Genomic DNA, 16,949 nt, shown 5'->3' on the forward strand with positions numbered 1-16,949 from the left:
GTACGTTTGTTTTTGCAATGGTTAGTGCTTTTTGATTGATTGTTGTGAGTCAATCGGCATAATGGCGATCAAATTCACTTTCATATGGAGCTTCCTATGGGAACTCAAGCTGTAAAAGTTATATTTGCTCTACTCATCAGCACCTTTTGCTCATTATGCCTGGCTGGCGATAAAGTTGCCAATTTGGATAAGCTTCTGCTTGTATCGGGTTTCACTAAGCAAGCTGAGGGGTTTCCTGAGCTAGTAAAATCTGGATTTGCGGAAGGCGTACAGCAGGGTGTACCAATTCCTCAGGATAAACTGCAAAAGATTCTTGAAAGTGCAGATAATACGATTTTACCGTCCATCATTATGGGTGAAGTGCGCTCGTCACTGAGTACTTCTCTGACCGATAAAGATGTTGAGGTCTTATTGGCTTGGTATGAGTCAGATATCGGTAAGAAAATTACCAAGGCTGAAGAGGAAGGAAGCTCTGAAGAGGCATTCCAGAATTTGATGGCTAATGCTCAGCAGTTGATGGCTGACACAAAGCGCGTTGAAATGGCAACTCGTATTGATCAGCTTGTTGGTGCTACCGATATGGCGATGGAGATGCAGATCTCTACGAGTATTGCTGTCTATTCCGCAGTGATGGCAGTGATGGCTCCCGGACAAGAGATCAATCTGGATGCTTATAAGGCGCAAATGGAGGCAATGAAGCCCCAGATGCGTCAAAATGTTGAGCAATTTATTACTCTCTCTTTCGTGCAAACTTATCAAGGCTTAGACGATGCAAGCTTAGCGAAATATGAGGAGTTCTTGAGTCAACCAGAAGCCAAAAAATTCAACTCCTCTTCAATGGCAGGGCTTAACAAAGCTCTAACACAAGTAATCGGCCGTTGGTCCGGTGATACGGTTTCTATACTTAAGAGCGAAGCGAACTGATTATAAGGTAGAGAGCTCCTGAATATCTTTATATTTCTTAATTAGAGCATTTAGGGGGGTCTAGGCTTACCGCCTGCATCCATATTAGCTGTAAAGGAAGCAGGCGGTATAACCATCACACTTTAACCCTTCCACTCTACCCCCTAAAGAGAGTCTCATAGGCTTGTCAGCTATTTGATAAAATAACTTTTAAATTCAGATCATTATATTCTCTTGTACTTCGACAGTCCGATTCGCTGGAATACGGTAATAGTCTATAGTACTGCTTGAATTCCTTACCATGGCGGCAAAGATTCGCTCTCTCCAATTTGCCATCTTGCTATAGCCGCCTTTAACAGGAAATATATTGTATCGGCAGGTAAAGAAAGAAGACTTACTTGGATCTATATCCAAAAGGTGCATTTTGTTGAGTTTATTTATGGCTCCTTCGACATCTGGGCGTTCCATATATCCATAGCGTAAGATTAGCCTGAAACATCCCTCTCTTATCTTGCTAATGATTGCTCGGTTCTTTGGGAGTACTTTTGGGGTGTTGGCCGACGTAACGGTTAGGAAAAGGTTCTTTTCGTGAAGGACACTGTTATGTTTCAAATTGTATATCAGGGCATGAGGTACAAAGAGTTGATTGGTTCCCACAAATATCGCTGTTCCCGGTACTCGTAATGGGGGATTATCAAAAAGTGAGTTTAAATAGGGTTCCAATTTATAATTCTTACCCTGCAAGTAACAATTTATTGCTTTTTTTCCATCTCTCCAAGTAATCATCAGCATCGCAATAAAGGCGGCTAAACTAATAGAGAACCAACCCCCGTGGCCAATCTTTGCCAGGTTTGAAGCAACAAAGGCAAAATCAATAAAGGCAAAGAATGAGCCGACAGTCAAGCAAATTATCAAGTTGTATTTGAGGTAGTGGCGATAAACGATTGCTGCAATACAGGAGGTAATCAACATTGCACCACTCACTGACACACCATAAGCACTGGCAAGGTGGACTGAGCTTCCAAAGAGAATTGCCACCAGTATTACCGCTGTCATTAATAGGTAATTGACGCCGGGCATGTAGACTTGTCCCGCGAGTGCTGATGACGTGTGCCGGATGGCAAAACGGGGCATCAAGCCAAGCTGGATTCCTTGTTTTGTCAGGGAGAAGGTCCCCGAGATACAGGCCTGGGAAGCGATGCAGGTTGCTACAGTTGCAAGAATAATCATTGGGTAGAGCGACCAGTCCGGGTACATCCGGTAAAAGGGGTTGTCTACCGCAGAGGTGTCACTAATAAGTAGAGCGCCCTGTCCCATATAGTTCAACACCAGGGCGGGGAACACCAAACCTATCCAGGCAATTCTTATAGGCATGCGTCCAAAATGCCCCATGTCGGTATATAGAGCCTCTCCTCCGGTAAACACCAGTAACACTGCACCTAATATCCAGAATGAAGCCATGCCATGGTTAGTGAGGAAGCTCACAGCATGCAGGGGATTAATGGAGTGGAGGATTACAGGGTTCTGGAGCACCCAGTAAAGGCCCGCGAGCAGCAAAACTAAGAACCAGATGGCGGTAATCGGGCCGAACAGTTTCCCTACGGTTTCGGTGCCGAAGCGCTGTACAAAAAACAATCCAAAGAGTATGCCGATAGAAATTGGCAGGATAAACGGTTTTAGAGTCTTGTTGACTATCTCCAGTCCTTCGACTGCGGAGAGTACGGAGATGGCTGGTGTGATAACGGCATCACCAAAAAATAGTGCCGCCCCACAGATCCCGCCGCCGATAATGAGCTTTCTTAATAATTCTCGCCCTTTTGTCGCTTCCAGGGCCAGTGTCATCAGCGCCATGATCCCACCTTCCCCTCGGTTGTCCAGGCGCATTACCAATATGACGTACTTAATAGTGACAATGAGGGTAAGTGCCCAGAAGACAGCAGAGACCCCACCAATAATGGTTTCGGTGTTATGGGGAATTCCAAACCGGGGATGGAAAATCAGTTTAAAGGCGTAGAGTGGGCTAGTGCCGATATCACCAAATACAACCCCGAGAGCGGCAAGTGATAGAACCCAGTGTTTTCTTGCGCCTTCTGAGCGAGATTCCATTTGCAACTCTTATCATCCGGTGTCATACAAAGGCAGTGATTTAAGACTTATCAGGGAGTTTGCTGTCATCACTTGGATGGTGGATATCAGCGCGCAAGAAATTAATTTTCCCTGAGACTGATCTTAGCAATACATTGCCAAGGCACCATGTGAGCTACTGTGCAGGGTGCAAACTTACGAGCCGATAAAGTGAGATGTAAGAGAGGTATCCGCGTAATTGAGCAATCGTGTCAGGCAGTTATAAAAACAGCTCTTTTGGCGGGGATCTTATTGTTAGTAAGGCGGGACTACAGGAGCCTCCCCAATGAAAGCATCGGACCTTTTTATTCGTGCCCTGGAGAAAGAGGGCGTTGAGTATATCTTCGCGATTCCTGGTGAGGAAAACCTGGATATGCTGGAGTCTTTGCGGGGCTCAAAGATAAAACTAATTGTCACGCGCCATGAACAGGGTGCCGGTTTTATGGCTGCCACCTATGGTCGGCTTACGGGCAAGCCAGGTGTCTGTATGTCTACTTTAGGTCCGGGGGCCACGAATCTGGTGACTGCCGCAGCTTATGCCCAGCTCGGTGGAATGCCGATGGTGATGGTCACCGGTCAAAAACCTATCAAAAGTTCCAAGCAAGGGCAGTTTCAGATTATTGATATTGTTGACATGATGCGCCCCCTGACCAAATTCACCAAGACAATCGTGGGGGGCGACTATGTGCCAGCTCATGTCCGTGAAGCCTTTCGGCAATCTGAAGAGGAGCGGCCGGGGGCAACCCACTTGGAATTTCCTGAAGATATTGCCCGTGAACACTCCACCATGCCGGTCTTGGAGCCCAGCTATAACCGCAGGCCAATTGCCGAAGAGAAGGCGGTGCGCAAAGCTGCAGAAGCGATTGCGGCATCCCGTAAACCACTACTGTTGGTGGGAGCAGGCGCAAACCGTAAATTAACCGCCAAAATGTTGCGCAAGTTTGTCGACAAGCTGGGTATTCCGGTAGTGACAACTCAGATGGGTAAGGGAGTAATTGATGAGTCGGGCCCGCACTTTATTGGTAATACCGCGCTATCCGATGGGGATTTTGTTCACCGAGCCATTGAGCAGGCCGACCTGATTATCAATGTGGGCCACGATGTTGTAGAAAAGCCGCCTTTCTTTATGCGTCCCGGTGGCCCGGAAGTTGTACATATCAACTTCAATTCAGCGCAGGTGGATCCGGTCTACTTTCCGCAGATAGAGGTGGTTGGCGATATTGCCAACAGCTTGTGGCAGCTGGACCAGCACTTGGAACCCCAGGATCACTGGAGCTTTACCGATGCGCACCGTATCCGTGCCGCGCTTCAAAAGCATATCCAGGAGGGCTCAAATACCACCACTTTCCCAATTCGTCCGCAACGACTGGTGAAAGACCTCCGCGAAGTAATGCCGGAGAAGGGCATTATTGCGCTTGATAATGGCATGTTCAAAATATGGTTCGCGCGAAATTACCCGGCTTTAGCCCCCAATACCGTGCTGCTCGACAACGCACTGGCAACGATGGGGGCGGGCTTGCCTTCGGCAATGGCTGCCAAGTTGGTGTGCCCAGACCGCCGTGTGGTCGCTATCTGTGGGGATGGGGGCTTTATGATGAACTCCCAGGAGATTGAAACGGCGGTTCGCTTAAAGCTTGACCTTATCGTACTTATTTTGCGCGATGATGCCTACGGTATGATCAAGTGGAAGCAGGCGATGATGGAGTTTGATGACTTTGGCCTGGATTTTGGTAATCCTGATTTTGTCGATTACGCAAAATCCTATGGTGCTCATGGCCACAGAATAACCGCCACGGATGAGTTTAAACCGATGATAGAAAAATGTTGCAGGGCGGGTGGGGTACACCTGGTGGATGTGCCTGTGGATTACAGTCACAACGACCGTATCCTGAATCATGAAATTCGCGAGTTGTCGAGTAAGTTGTAGGGGTAGCCGGCTCGGGTAAGGTAGTTGTAACAGGGAGGTGTTTGGCTTTCTTTTAAACAAGCTCCTCGGGCCCAAGTACTTTAAAGTAGGGGCCAATATCCAGCCTTATGGAGGACATGGCAATCTTGATCATTTCTCTGCGATCTTCGAGTATGTCCTCCTTAGCTATTCCATGTAGAACCATATAATCTTCATATTTCCCGGTAATAAAGTCCTCTTTCCGTATACCTTCGTAAGCTCTACATAAAACTCCATGAAGGTTCTCTATGAATTGGCGGCGGCTCTGCATTGTTTGTCGGGGCCCATGCTCGACTTCGAGTTCATGAGCATGTTCATAGTTGATATTCACCAAGCAAAAATTTGTTTTGTTCTCTTTCCATGCTCTTGCCGCCTGGTTGAGTTCTACGATCAGGGTGAAGGGCAGGTCGGCAAACATGGGATTGTGGTCAGTGAAATCGAGAAATGCGTATCCTGCCCTAAGGTAACTGCTGGCTCTTTCAGTGAGGTCGTAACTATGAATATCACCGGTACGGATTGACTCGCTATCGGTATCCATCTGGCAGTTGAGACACAAAAACCCTATTTCCACTTCTGAGCTGGCATGGCCGCAAGCATTGCAAATAAGTAGTGTGCCGGGTTTGTCGTAGTCACTGCCAAAGTGTAAAAGCTCCTTTCGACATTTGGGGCAAATCAGGTCTTCACCTTCCCTGAAGTCAGCTTCGCGTCCAAGGTAGGCGCAGCTGAAATGGTGCAGATAGAAGTCTTCGGTAAGGTTAGAGGATCTGCATACCGCGCACTCTTCGCGGACATTAAACTGGGAACCTCCACAGCCGTTACAGATATGGCGTCGATCGAAAAACTTGCCCAGTAGAAATCCTGATTCGATCAGTTTTTCGCATTCCGTCACAACCGTCGGGCTATCGAGGATAATATTAAAATCAACAGTCGCTTTGGAGTTGGGACTATAGTGCGGCGAGAGACTTACGCCAGATACAAATAATCGCGCTAGTATTTTGTCGCTATCTTTCTGAGTGGTGTGGAAATCCAGGTGGACTTGCGCGCGCCGATAATGAAAGTCGTCAATAACCTGGCTCACAACGGGTATATCCTGCGTACTAAGCTTTGAGCAATCCAGATCTGCCTTCTCGCCGACTGTTCCAGTGAGATCAATAACCGGGAGTAGATACAAGCCACCACGCATATGCCATATATGCGTCAGGTCATCTACTGATGCTGGCTCCTCAATCAAAATAGCGTCTTTGGATTCACCGGTATGCGATGTCACCTTGGAGTCGCCGGGCCAGCGAAAAAAGCTATATTCGTCACTTAGAAAGGAGATACTGATTCCTCCACGCCTATATAATTTTTGGTGCTTGAAAGATTAACTGAGTGTTTTAGCTTGTTTCATGCCAGTTATACGTAATTGTGTAATCTGTGATGTATATGACGTCCTTTTAACTGAATAGATTGTTGAGTATTAAGAAAAGATAGGTGAAAAATTGGCAATAGGCAGGGATAGGTGTGTTACTTCACTGGCAGGGATTAGGAATAATTGTATGACATAAAAAATAGTCGTCATCTGGGGGTTAATTAATGAATTTATCAATAATGATATCAATCCAGTCAATCTTTAGGGTTATGGTAACTTTCTCATTCACCGGAAATTTTGATGGGTCAAGTAAGACTATTTTGGCCAGCTGATTGCGCGATGTGGGTTTGAATGTATTTTGGAATTCCTGGGGTAGTGCGGCTGAGAGGGGGATCATTTCTACAAGCACTCCTTTATCTTTAAAGCGCCCACCAGCAACCAACACCTCCATTCCAGGCTTGATCGCGAACTGATATTGATTGGGCAAGTAGGCAAGGACATAGGCCTCCCCGGTGTAGATAGCCATTAGTGGCTCTCCGGCATCATAAACATTGCCTACATGGGGAACCGATGCGCCCACCAGCCCAGACGTAGGGCTTTGAATAATGCCGTTGTTGTAATGTTCTTCCAGTTTTCTTAATGCTTGTTCTGAGCGGTAGAGCGCCTCGTCTACAGATCTACGTTTTCCTTCTAATGTGGCGCTTTCTACTTGAAGTTTTACCAGGGTTTCACTGGCCTCGAAGCTATCTTTCAGTACATCTTGATAGCCGACCTCGCTGACAACGCCTTTATCCGCAAGCTTATTAATTCTATTTACGATTCTTCCAATTTGCTCCTTTCGTTCTTGTGCTGGTAGTAATAATTTTTTGGCGGTTTCGGCTATTAAAGTAAATTCTGCGGAGATTTGCATCAAGTTGGCCTGTCGGTTGGATAGGTCCGCTATACGCTCCAACAACTCCATAGATTCGATCTTTAGTAGCAGTTCACCTTCCTTTACCATTTGTCCTTCATCAACAGCAACCTCTACCACTTTTACTAGATAGCCCATTTCAATAACGCTTTGATCGCGTAGTACTAACCCATCGCTTCGCAGTAAAAACCAGTCACCCCATATATAGCGAATAACGCCAATGCCAAATAGGATTAACATGGCTAAATATATTCGACGGCTTGCAGAACCCCGGGTTTTTCGCTGTTCACTTTCGAAACTATCAGGGCGTAATCGTTTTCGCAGAGCCTTCATAAAAACTACTCGCGAACACGATGGACTTTTAGTGGTGCGAAAGAATCTTTATAGGATGTTCTAAAAATCCACTCCTGCACATATGCGTAGAGTCGAACAACTCTCATGAAGTTTACATAAAAGATGCTGTAAGCTGGAATATAAGGCCAAAGGGGAAGTGATTTAACTTTTGGAGTCGCATAAGAGGCTAAAGCAAAGGTAATTGTATCGAGCGCAATTAATACAACCTGGGCCCCAGCCAAAATAAACCAGGCATTTTCGCCATAACGCACGAATAGCCAGATTAAATAGACTGGTAAAGCTATTGCGGCAATAACATTGAAAACCAGGAATTCATATTGGTGAAAAAACTCTTTTAGCTGCATTCCTTGGCGGAACGGATTAATAAAATGCAGGTACTTGCGATAGCGAAGACGAATAGCATCCCGCTCCCACCTAAAGCGCTGGCGCATTAGAACGGTGATGCTGGTGGGAACATCGGTATAACAAATCGCCTCAGGTGCAAATTCCACTTTCCAACCGTAATCCCGCAAACGAAAGGTGATATCTAAGTCTTCTCCTCCGCCGGCATCAAAGCCGCCAATTTGATTCATTGCGGATACCCTAAAAGCACTGAAGGCACCGGAGGCACAACACATTTGGTCGAGCATTGCCAGTGAGTGTCGCCCCAAGCAAATACTGATTACATATTCAATGGCCTGGAATGAGCTGAGTATATTTTCTGTGGAGTTTCGGACAATTACATTACCTGAAACCACGCCAACCCTGGGATCGGCAAAGCCTTGCATTACATATTTCATAGCGTGGCGATCGAAGGTGCAGTCGCAATCAATTGAGGCGATAAAGTCGCCTGTTGAAAATCTCTGTCCTAAATTAAGGGCTGAGGCCTTGCCTCCACGCAGTTCTGTTGCATGAGCGCCATCCAAGCGACCTTTATTTTGCAGGTAGTGAATATCGTCCCGGGTTTTATCTGTGGAGCCATCGCTAATCGCGATCACTTCATAGGGGATATAGCTCTGTTCCTGTAATCGCTCGCCACATTTTTCAATAGAATTTTCCTCGTTGTGGCCGGCGATTACCGCTGTGAGTCTGCCTAAAGACTCTATATCTTCTTCAAATTCAGGTTTGGAGGCGAAAAAAAATACAGAGGTAAAAAACGACATTAAATATCTGGGGAACTCCAGCACCACGACAATCCAAAACATTGTAAAGAGGGTGGCGTAGCTCTGAGTGGCAAAGAAAGTAATTCCATCATCGATCATTTCCCACATTTAGGTCTGCTCCTGAATAGGCGAATACAGGCCCCGGCTATTGCTGTTACTTATCTGTGATGTGGTAGTGATCTTATTTGGAGAACAGCGAGTGTCTTGCGGCACTTCGCTTGGGTGGACTAGGGGGCGAGCATGGAAGGCTGGTCTTACGCTTGGCTTCCAATCACTGGTAAGGGCTATCAGCTCACTACTTGTAAAGGCTAAGCCCAATTTTGATACCCCCTGACTTTGGCCCTTTATGCTATAGAGCCTGTAAAAGAGACCTTGGCTCAACCAGAGGGGCAGCCATAAGTCTCCCTAGAAGGAAATGCTATCTCTGAGACTGTCAGTATAGTCCACGGTGGTTTGAGGTGTCGGGCAATGCAGAGCCCCAGAGCCAGCAGAGGCTCTGGGTTGATTTATTCGCTGCTAATAGGAAGGGGGGAATTCGGAGGCGGCGGTTCAGCCTTTATCGAACCTCAAGGTCCAGATTGTATTGAGCAACCACGCGACCTATGTAGCCCAGTTTTAGAAACGTCGCACTAATCACCATAAAGATATGTCCTGCGACTTGCGCGGGAATTGAAAATAAGTGCGATAGGGGATAGCAGATAACAATCGTCAGAATAAGCAGGGGAACTGACAGAAGCAGCGTAAAGTTACCGGCTTTTAGCAGAAGCTTGAAACGCTCACGCAGTAAGGGGTTTTCCGTATTCAGCATATCGGCCTCAGGTTCAAACGGCGTCAATCTATCTTTAGCAACTGCTATGCCAAATATAAATACCAATAAAAACAAGGGGTTATGGTTTATTCTTGGTATTTATGTGTCAAATTGACCTTTATGGTTGCTGTGTCATAATGACTCTAAAAGGTCTTTTGGACTGATTTGGCTATGGTAGATACCAACGCAACCTTACTGCTCGAAGTGGCTCTGGACCTGGCTAATAGCCTTAACAACAGCGATCGTTTTGAGCGTCTGCTCTCTACTATCCGTAAAGCGATCAAGTGCGATGCTGTTGCCTTGCTTGGGCTCAATGGCGCTACACTCACCCCTCTCGCAGTTCAGGGGCTTGCCCGAAGGACTCTGGGGCGGCGATTCCTGATTGATGAGCATCCACGGCTAGCGCAAATCTGCGCCTCGGAACACCCGGTCCGCTTCCCATCTGACTGTCAGCTACCTGACCCTTTTGATGGGTTGCTGTTGGATAGGGAAGGGGATCTTCCCGTGCACTCTTGTATGGGCTTGCCTCTCTATTCAGATAACCATCTGATTGGTCTGGTAACTGTGGATAGCATGACAGCAGATGCCTATGCCCGAATCAGTGATCGAACCCTTGAGTTGATAGCCGCACTATCTGCGGCCACTTTGCGCACAGCCCTCGAGCTAAAAGCCCTGTCACACTCCGCCGAGCATGCCGAGCAATTGGTGAAAGACCTAACCCAGCAGGCACTGGAGCGGGATGGAGGTGAATTAATTGGTGAGAGCGCGGAAATGCAGTCCCTGCGCAGTGAGATAGAGCTGGTGGCTGGGTCGGATTACAACGTGCTGATTCTCGGTGAAACGGGAGTGGGGAAAGAGTTGGTGGCCCGTACCGTCCACAGGTTGTCGGCTCGCAAGGAGAAGCCCTTAGTCTATTTGAACTGCGCTTCCCTGACTGAAACCCTGGCGGAAGCTGAACTTTTTGGCCATTCAAAAGGGGCCTTCACCGGCGCAGATCGCGAGAGGCCCGGTAAATTTTTACTGGCGAACGGCGGCACTATTTTCCTGGATGAGGTTGGCGAGTTACCGCTTGTGGTGCAGAGCAAATTGTTGCGCGTATTGCAAAGTGGTGAGATTCAGCCGGTAGGTAAGGACACGGTGCAGCATGTAGATGTTCGTATTGTAGCGGCGACTAACAGGGATTTACGCAAGGGGATTGAAAACGGTACTTTCCGAGCTGATCTCTACCACCGCCTTTCTGTATATCCCCTTGAAGTCCCACCGCTATGTCGGAGGGGTAATGATGTCCTGCTGTTGGCAGACTACTTCTTGGAGCGCTCCCGCAGGAAGCTGGGTTTTCGTCAGTTGCGTCTCAGTACAGAGGCCACCAATAAACTACATCGATACGCTTGGCCGGGTAATGTTCGCGAGCTGGAACATATTATCAGCCGCGCAGCCCTTAGGGCCCGCAAAGGTAGCTCTCCAGAAGCTATTGTTGCCATTACTGCAGCACAAATTGAAATTCCCGATGACCTGGTTATTCAGAAGCCTCCGCACAAACCGGTAGAGTCGCTGTCTGAGGCTATTGATTTAAGGGGGGAAACGGAAAACTATCAGCGCGAACTCATTGGGAGTGCCCTGGCTAAGACCGATGGGAACTGGAGTAAAGCGGCCAAATTACTATCCGTAGACCGAGGGAACTTGGTGCGTCTCGCTAAAAGATTGGGCGTTTACATCAAGAAAGAGGTTGTTCGAGGTAAGTAATCTATATGAAGCAAGGGGTTGCAATGTTGATTAGCGATAAAGGATTACGGTTTGCGCTGGTTGTAGGGGTAATTTCCCTGACTATCGGCTTACTGGCATTTGCGTATAACTGGAAAATTGTTGGTGGGGGTTGGCCGTATTTCGGTACATTTTTATTTCCAGGCAATATTGTACTGTCATTCTTCTCTGAAGAAATAGATTTCTGGCCAAAGTTTGCGCTGCAGATGAGTGGCCAGTTTTTGGTTCCTTTTTTGGTTACGCTCGGTGTTTTCAGATTAAAGAATTGATTAAGAAAGCGGGCTATAAGGTAATTGAGGTATAAGTTGGGGCAGATAGGCTTCCCGAATTGATGAGCGCTGTGAACTTTGCTATCGGTAATATCGACACATCGTTCTCCAGCGCTCGATTAATTGATGTAAGAGGATTTCCTATTTTCTCATCACTCGGAGCCCATTAAAGACGACTAACAAACTGGTCCCCATATCGGCAAAAACAGCCATCCACATGGTTGCTTCTCCGGCAAAAGCAAGCACTAGAAAGACCGCTTTAATGCCCAGCGCCAAGATAATGTTCTGCCAAAGAATGTGGGCCGTTGAACGAGATAGTTGAATAAAAGTGGCGATCTTGCCCAGATTGTCGTCCATCAGGGCTACATCAGCGGTTTCTATCGCTGTGTCGGTTCCCGTTGCTCCCATCGCAAACCCTATATCAGCACGGGCCAAGGCGGGGGCATCGTTAATGCCATCGCCAACCATACCAACCTGGCCTTTTCCTGATAGAGCATCCACCTCTCTGAGCTTGTCTTCCGGCAGTAGGTTGCCTTCAGCCCGATCGATGCCGACTTGTTTGGCAATCGCATCTGCAGTGTGCTGGTTGTCCCCGGAAAGCATCAGTGTTTTCACGCCCAGCTTGTGAAGGCTCTCAATGGCGTGTTGGCTCGATTCCTTCACGGTATCGGCGACAGCAAATATCGCCAGAACGGAGTTCTCCCGGGTCAGCATCACAACAGTTTTCCCTTCTTCCTCAAGGGTTCCCAATTGGCGCTCCAGCTCGGCGGAGCAAATGCCTAATTCTTCAATAAGCCGGTGGTTACCCAGGTAGCACTGATCCCCTTGAATTCTGCCCCTGACGCCGCGCCCGGCCAGGGCTTCAAAAGTATCCACTTCTTGTAGGCGTTCGTGGGGAATCTGAGCAAACTCCAGTACGGCCCTGGATACCGGATGATCGGAACGTTCGGCTAGGCTCGCCGCCAGGGTTTGTACCTCTTCCGCGGGCATTGGCGCTAACACTTTAAAATCCGTGACGGTTGGCAGGCCATGGGTGATGGTTCCAGTTTTATCCAATGCCAACCAGCGAAGGTGGCGCCCCTGCTCAAGGTAGGCCCCGCCTTTGACAAGGATTCCGTGGCGGGTGGCCGATGCCAAGCCGCTTACGATGGTGACAGGAGTTGCGATCACCAGTGCGCAGGGGCAGGCGATTACCAGTAACACGAGTGCGCGATAGATCCATTCCATCCAGCTGCCGGCAAAAAGCAGCGGCGGTATTACTGCAGTAGCCAGTGCCACTGCAAATACCAGGGGCGTATACCAGCGGGCGAATTGGTCGACAAAGCGCTGGGTTGGTGCGCGACTACCTTGTGCGGCTTCCACCGCATGAATGATTCGGGCGAGCAGGTTATCGTTGGCAGCTGCCGTAGATTGGTATTCGAGTGCCCCGGATTCGTTGATACTGCCGGCGAAAAGTTCATCTCCAGGACCTTTGTCTACCGGAAGGCTCTCCCCGGTAATTGGGGCCTGGTTTACTGCTGAATTGCCGCGTATTACTTCCCCATCTAGAGCGATACGTTCGCCGGGGCGCACCCGGATGGTTGTGCCAACCGGAACAGTCTTGGCTGACATGGAAACCCACTCGCCATCTGGCCCCTGTACAGTGGCGGTTTCCGGGGCCAGGTCCATCAACTCCCGAATCGCATTGCGGGCACGATCCAGGGATTTGGCTTCAATTAATTCTGCCAAGGTGAATAGCACCATGACCATTGCCGCCTCGGGCCAGTGACCGATAAGCAGGGCGCCGGTGACCGCGATGGACATCAGCGCGTTCATATTCAGGTTGCGATTGCTGAGCGCAATCCAGCCCTTTTTGTAGGTCGTGAGTCCGCCGCCAGCGATAGCGGCCAGGGCCAGTATCATTACCAGCCAATTGTTCCCCCCTTGTAACCAGAATACGACCTCGGAGGCAATCGCCGCCAAACCGGCGGCGCCCAATAACCACCAATTTGTATGGGTGGTCGGTGGCGCGGAATCGATGTCATCATCTGTGGCCAGGCGTGCGTCTAGGTCAAGAGGGGTCAGGGTGTTGAGGATCTTGCTCTCCATACCTGGCGCGTGGCGCACCTGTAGGATTCGCTGCACCAGATTAAAGTCCAGCTGGTAAATGCCCTGCATACCGGAGAGCTTGGCACGGATTAGCCCCTCTTCAGTGGGGCAGTCCATCTTACTGATGGAGAATAGGGACAGGTCACCTTTGTCGCTGTTGTTATTGGTGTTTTGAACTGGTGCCATGGTTGCGGCTTGGGTTTCCCCACTGCAGCCACAGCTGGAATCGCGCTTGACCATTATTCACTCTCGGATAGATCAGTCGGTGAGCCAGTATTACAATCCCTCTAGTAACTATAGAGTCAAGAGGGAGTGGCATGGCTTACAAGATTGGTGAAGCTGCCAGGAAGGTTGGCTGCAAAGTGGAAACGGTTCGCTTTTATGAGCAGGCGGGGTTACTTCCCGAGCCCGCTCGCTCTGAGGGCAACTTTCGACTCTATTCTGACACTCACCTTGAGCAGCTCCGCTTTATTCGCCACTGCCGCTCATTGGATATTCCCCTCGATGATATCCGTACCCTGTTGCAGCTAAAGGAGCACCCAGCTGAAAACTGCACCGATATCAATCAGGTGATCGATGAACAGATTGTACGAGTAGACGCACAACTGGAATCGCTGAAACAATTGCGAGCCAGTCTGCTTACATTGCGTAGCCAGTGTGTAAGTGGTGAGGCGGAAAATACCTGTGACATTCTGCGGGAACTAATGGGTTGTAGTTGTCACGATCTCCAAGCTGATAAACAAAGAAGATAGTTAGCCTCTGAGGTAATTTTGATGGCTTTAAGAAAGTTGCGCATAACTTTTATCGTTTTATGCTGTTTGGGATTGCTGCTGGCCATCTGGGCATTTTTTGTTGAGCCTTCGAGTTTAAGAATCAAACAAGATCGGATCGAAATAAAAGCTTGGCCAAAGACATGTAACGACCTCAGGATTGCGGTGCTCGCTGATCTGCATGTGGGCTCACCCTATAAGGGGCTAGAGAGTCTGCGTAAATTGGTCGCTGCCGTTAACAAAAGTAAGCCCGATCTTATCCTGCTGCCTGGAGATTTTGTTATTCAGGGCGTTGTGGGTGGTTCCTTCGTATCGCCGGAAGATGCAGCGCGAATTCTCAAGGCTCTCAGAGCACCTATGGGGGTGTTTGCGGTGCTGGGCAATCACGACTGGTGGCTCGATGCTGAGCGGGTAGAGTTGGCCCTTTCGCAGAATGGCATCCCTGTGCTGGAAGATCGCTCCCAGCTAATTACAAAGGGCAGTTGTAAACTGCGGCTTGTGGGTATCAGTGATTTTTGGGAGGGGCCCCATGATATTGATAGGGCAATGAGCGATGTGCAGGATGGGGAGACTGTTTTGGCTTTTACCCATAACCCTGACATTTTTCCTCAGCTGCCTGCCCGTATCGCTTTGACAGTAGCTGGGCATACCCATGGTGGGCAAGTCTATTTGCCTTTTATTGGCCGCCCAATAGTTCCCTCTAGTTATGGAGAGCGCTTTGCGATTGGCCACAAAGTAGAGGAAGGGAGGCACATTTATGTAAGCCCGGGTGTGGGCACCAGTATTTTACCGGTTCGGTTTCTGGTTCCTCCAGAAGTGACAATATTGGCTGTCTCCAACGGGTCTTCTTAGATACTTAATTTTCGCAGGATAAAAATTCAGGATGATTACGATAAAAAGGCAGGTATTGTTTGGTGACTGCGACCCGGAAGGCATCGTCTACACCCCGCGATTCTCACACTTTGCCTTGGAAGCCACTCATGAAGCCATGGGGCAGTTAATGGGCGGGCCGGCAATTGCCACTATGAAGACCTTGGGGTTTTTAACCCCGGTTAGAGCCTTTGATCTCGAATTTCTTAGCCCCGTTAGATGGGATACTGAACTCCGAATGGCCGTTGAAGTATCCAAAATCAGTAAGCATGCTTTCTCGTTTTTGGTGAACGGCTATGTAGCAGATGAGCGGCTGGCATTTCGGGCGACTATTACCTATGTCACCATCTCCGTCTCCACAAGGGAAAAGATACCGGTCCCGGATCACTTCAGGGAACTGCTCACACCGTCTTGTCCCCAGTTATCGCTCTAGGTAAGCGGCTGTCGCCATACCACCAGCAGTACAGACTCCAATAATTGCTCTATGGGCGTCGCGCCGGCCCAGTTCTAATAGGGTTGAACCGAGATAGCGGATGCCCGACATACCGTAGGGGTGGCCGAGGGCAATTGCACCGCCATTGACATTGGTAATGTCCCAAGGGGTTTTAAGTTCAGCCTGGTTGTAGAGGGTGGTGACGGCAAAAGCTTCGTGCAGCTCCCAAAGGTCAATCATATCCTGGGTGAGTTGGTGGTGCTTCATAAGCCGGCTAACCGCTGGCGCTACCGCAATACTCATTTCTTTTGGCGCTACTGCACCAAGCTGCATACCGCGAAACAGCCCCAGAATAGGCAAATTTTTCTGTGCTGCCAGCTCAGCATCCATCATAACGACGGCAGCGGCTCCATCGGATAGTTGGGAAGCATTACCGGCAGTTACTGTCCCCCCGGTATTCACGGGCTCCAGTGCAGATAGGGTCTCCATGGTGGTGCCAGGGCGGGGGCCTTCATCTTCTGACAAGGTGACTTTCAGGCGATTCGTTTCGCCACTCTCCTTATCTTTCACTGCCATTACCGTATCAAACGGCGTGATTTCCTCGGCAAACTTTCCGGCCTTTTGAGCTTCAGCAACACGCTTTTGTGACTCAACCACATAGCGATCTTGGTCTTCGCGACTGATGTTGTATTGATCGGCGACATAGTCGGCCGTTTGGATCATGGTCCACCACACCGCCGGCACTTTCTTTTGTAAGGGTTCATAGACAAAATGGTTCAGGTTCAAGTTGAACTGCACCAGGCTGATACTCTCGACGCCACCGGCCACCCCAATTTGCATTTCGCCAGCAGCAATACGATTGGCCACAATAGAAGCCGCATTAAGGCCAGATCCGCAGTAACGGTTAATAGTAAAGCCCGGCACCTGAGACCCAAAGCCAGCATAGAGCGCGGCGTTGCGGGCCACATTGTGTCCGGTGGCTCCCTCGGGCAACCCGCACCCCAACACAACGTCTTCCACTTCCTGTGGTGTCAAACCCGCCTTATAAACCACCTCTCTCAGAACATGGGCAGCCATAGAGATGCCGTGAGTTTCATTTAGCGCGCCCCGCCGGGCTTTGGCGATGGCAGTTCGGCAATAGGCAACAACGGCGACATCTCTCATGGGTGTAGCTCACACGATCGGGGAGGGGATGTGTTTACATTAGATCAGATAGAGGGG

At 49.0% G+C, this 16,949-nt stretch carries 14 protein-coding genes; 7 read left to right on the forward strand and 7 right to left on the reverse strand.

Translation table 11 applies throughout. The features are described 5' to 3' along the window. The first annotated feature begins 96 nt into the window (after positions 1–96). Positions 97–924 (forward strand): DUF2059 domain-containing protein, encoded by an 828-nt coding sequence (locus ACJJIW_RS16585; RefSeq protein ID WP_444894017.1) that lies wholly within the window; start codon positions 97–99, stop codon positions 922–924. A 195-nt stretch (positions 925–1,119) separates the two neighbouring features. Here the strand turns inward: ACJJIW_RS16585 and ACJJIW_RS16590 are convergent, their stop codons facing one another. Then, complete coding sequence (locus tag ACJJIW_RS16590) at positions 1,120–3,009, reverse strand: potassium transporter Kup (RefSeq protein ID WP_444935770.1); 1,890 nt, start codon at positions 3,007–3,009, stop codon at positions 1,120–1,122. 304 nt (positions 3,010–3,313) lie between these two features. On the opposite strand from ACJJIW_RS16590, the gene ACJJIW_RS16595 reads away from it, so the two are divergent. Then, positions 3,314–4,954 (forward strand): acetolactate synthase large subunit, encoded by a 1,641-nt coding sequence (locus tag ACJJIW_RS16595; RefSeq protein ID WP_282932991.1) that lies wholly within the window; start codon positions 3,314–3,316, stop codon positions 4,952–4,954. A 52-nt stretch (positions 4,955–5,006) separates the two neighbouring features. Here ACJJIW_RS16595 and ACJJIW_RS16600 read toward each other — a convergent pair whose 3' ends face one another. The 4 genes from ACJJIW_RS16600 to ACJJIW_RS16615 all read right to left on the reverse strand — a co-directional run bounded on the left by ACJJIW_RS16600 (position 5,007) and on the right by ACJJIW_RS16615 (position 9,537). Beyond that, positions 5,007–6,239, reverse strand: coding sequence for a TackOD1 domain-containing metal-binding protein (locus ACJJIW_RS16600; RefSeq protein ID WP_444935771.1), 1,233 nt, complete (start codon positions 6,237–6,239; stop codon positions 5,007–5,009). A 301-nt stretch (positions 6,240–6,540) separates the two neighbouring features. Then, on the reverse strand, positions 6,541–7,566 hold the full coding sequence (locus tag ACJJIW_RS16605) for an HlyD family secretion protein (RefSeq protein ID WP_444894015.1): 1,026 nt from the start codon (positions 7,564–7,566) through the stop codon (positions 6,541–6,543). Between the two features lie 5 nt (positions 7,567–7,571). Then, positions 7,572–8,837, reverse strand: a complete 1,266-nt coding sequence (locus tag ACJJIW_RS16610) for a glycosyltransferase family 2 protein (protein ID WP_282932988.1) — start codon at positions 8,835–8,837, stop codon at positions 7,572–7,574. Between the two features lie 448 nt (positions 8,838–9,285). Further along, complete coding sequence (locus tag ACJJIW_RS16615; RefSeq protein ID WP_444894013.1) at positions 9,286–9,537, reverse strand: hypothetical protein; 252 nt, start codon at positions 9,535–9,537, stop codon at positions 9,286–9,288. A 171-nt stretch (positions 9,538–9,708) separates the two neighbouring features. Between ACJJIW_RS16615 and norR the strand changes: the two genes are divergently transcribed. Together norR and ACJJIW_RS16625 are read left to right on the forward strand one after the other, a co-directional pair. After that, positions 9,709–11,280 carry a nitric oxide reductase transcriptional regulator NorR gene (gene norR, locus ACJJIW_RS16620; RefSeq protein ID WP_444935772.1) on the forward strand — a complete coding sequence of 524 codons (1,572 nt, stop codon included), beginning with the start codon at positions 9,709–9,711 and terminating at the stop codon, positions 11,278–11,280. A gap of 5 nt (positions 11,281–11,285) precedes the next feature. After that, positions 11,286–11,567 carry a hypothetical protein gene (locus ACJJIW_RS16625; protein ID WP_444935773.1) on the forward strand — a complete coding sequence of 94 codons (282 nt, stop codon included), beginning with the start codon at positions 11,286–11,288 and terminating at the stop codon, positions 11,565–11,567. A gap of 141 nt (positions 11,568–11,708) precedes the next feature. Here the strand turns inward: ACJJIW_RS16625 and ACJJIW_RS16630 are convergent, their stop codons facing one another. Then, the gene (locus ACJJIW_RS16630; protein ID WP_444935774.1) at positions 11,709–13,895 is read right to left on the reverse strand and encodes a heavy metal translocating P-type ATPase; all 2,187 of its coding nucleotides are present in this window, start codon (positions 13,893–13,895) and stop codon (positions 11,709–11,711) included. Between the two features lie 77 nt (positions 13,896–13,972). Between ACJJIW_RS16630 and ACJJIW_RS16635 the strand changes: the two genes are divergently transcribed. The 3 genes from ACJJIW_RS16635 to ACJJIW_RS16645 are packed head-to-tail and all read left to right on the forward strand — an operon-like array spanning position 13,973 to position 15,728. Further along, complete coding sequence (locus tag ACJJIW_RS16635; protein ID WP_444894009.1) at positions 13,973–14,407, forward strand: Cd(II)/Pb(II)-responsive transcriptional regulator; 435 nt, start codon at positions 13,973–13,975, stop codon at positions 14,405–14,407. A gap of 21 nt (positions 14,408–14,428) precedes the next feature. Beyond that, entirely contained in the window at positions 14,429–15,277 is an 849-nt protein-coding gene (locus tag ACJJIW_RS16640; protein ID WP_444935775.1) for a metallophosphoesterase, read from the forward strand. 31 nt (positions 15,278–15,308) lie between these two features. Then, positions 15,309–15,728 carry an acyl-CoA thioesterase gene (locus ACJJIW_RS16645; protein WP_282932981.1) on the forward strand — a complete coding sequence of 140 codons (420 nt, stop codon included), beginning with the start codon at positions 15,309–15,311 and terminating at the stop codon, positions 15,726–15,728. Here ACJJIW_RS16645 and ACJJIW_RS16650 read toward each other — a convergent pair. Further along, positions 15,717–16,892: a thiolase family protein gene (locus tag ACJJIW_RS16650; RefSeq protein WP_444935776.1), complete on the reverse strand. Its 1,176-nt coding sequence runs from the start codon at positions 16,890–16,892 to the stop codon at positions 15,717–15,719. The two genes, ACJJIW_RS16645 and ACJJIW_RS16650, sit on opposite strands and share 12 nt — an antisense overlap. Positions 16,893–16,949: the final 57 nt, after the last annotated feature.

This window comes from Microbulbifer maximicatervae (SeqCode) (genome assembly GCF_052467815.1).

Bases quoted from the DNA above. Each gene is read 5' to 3' on its own strand.
- ACJJIW_RS16610 (WP_282932988.1), bottom strand. From the start codon at position 8,837: ATGTGGGAAATGATCGATGATGGAATTACTTTCTTTGCCACTCAGAGC.
- norR (WP_444935772.1), top strand. From the start codon at position 9,709: ATGGTAGATACCAACGCAACCTTACTGCTCGAAGTGGCTCTGGACCTG.
- ACJJIW_RS16595 (WP_282932991.1), top strand. From the start codon at position 3,314: ATGAAAGCATCGGACCTTTTTATTCGTGCCCTGGAGAAAGAGGGCGTT.
- ACJJIW_RS16650 (WP_444935776.1), bottom strand. From the start codon at position 16,892: ATGAGAGATGTCGCCGTTGTTGCCTATTGCCGAACTGCCATCGCCAAA.
- ACJJIW_RS16635 (WP_444894009.1), top strand. From the start codon at position 13,973: ATGGCTTACAAGATTGGTGAAGCTGCCAGGAAGGTTGGCTGCAAAGTG.
- ACJJIW_RS16590 (WP_444935770.1), bottom strand. From the start codon at position 3,009: ATGGAATCTCGCTCAGAAGGCGCAAGAAAACACTGGGTTCTATCACTT.
- ACJJIW_RS16645 (WP_282932981.1), top strand. From the start codon at position 15,309: ATGATTACGATAAAAAGGCAGGTATTGTTTGGTGACTGCGACCCGGAA.
- ACJJIW_RS16625 (WP_444935773.1), top strand. From the start codon at position 11,286: ATGAAGCAAGGGGTTGCAATGTTGATTAGCGATAAAGGATTACGGTTT.
- ACJJIW_RS16630 (WP_444935774.1), bottom strand. From the start codon at position 13,895: ATGGTCAAGCGCGATTCCAGCTGTGGCTGCAGTGGGGAAACCCAAGCC.
- ACJJIW_RS16585 (WP_444894017.1), top strand. From the start codon at position 97: ATGGGAACTCAAGCTGTAAAAGTTATATTTGCTCTACTCATCAGCACC.
- ACJJIW_RS16615 (WP_444894013.1), bottom strand. From the start codon at position 9,537: ATGCTGAATACGGAAAACCCCTTACTGCGTGAGCGTTTCAAGCTTCTG.
- ACJJIW_RS16640 (WP_444935775.1), top strand. From the start codon at position 14,429: ATGGCTTTAAGAAAGTTGCGCATAACTTTTATCGTTTTATGCTGTTTG.
- ACJJIW_RS16605 (WP_444894015.1), bottom strand. From the start codon at position 7,566: ATGAAGGCTCTGCGAAAACGATTACGCCCTGATAGTTTCGAAAGTGAA.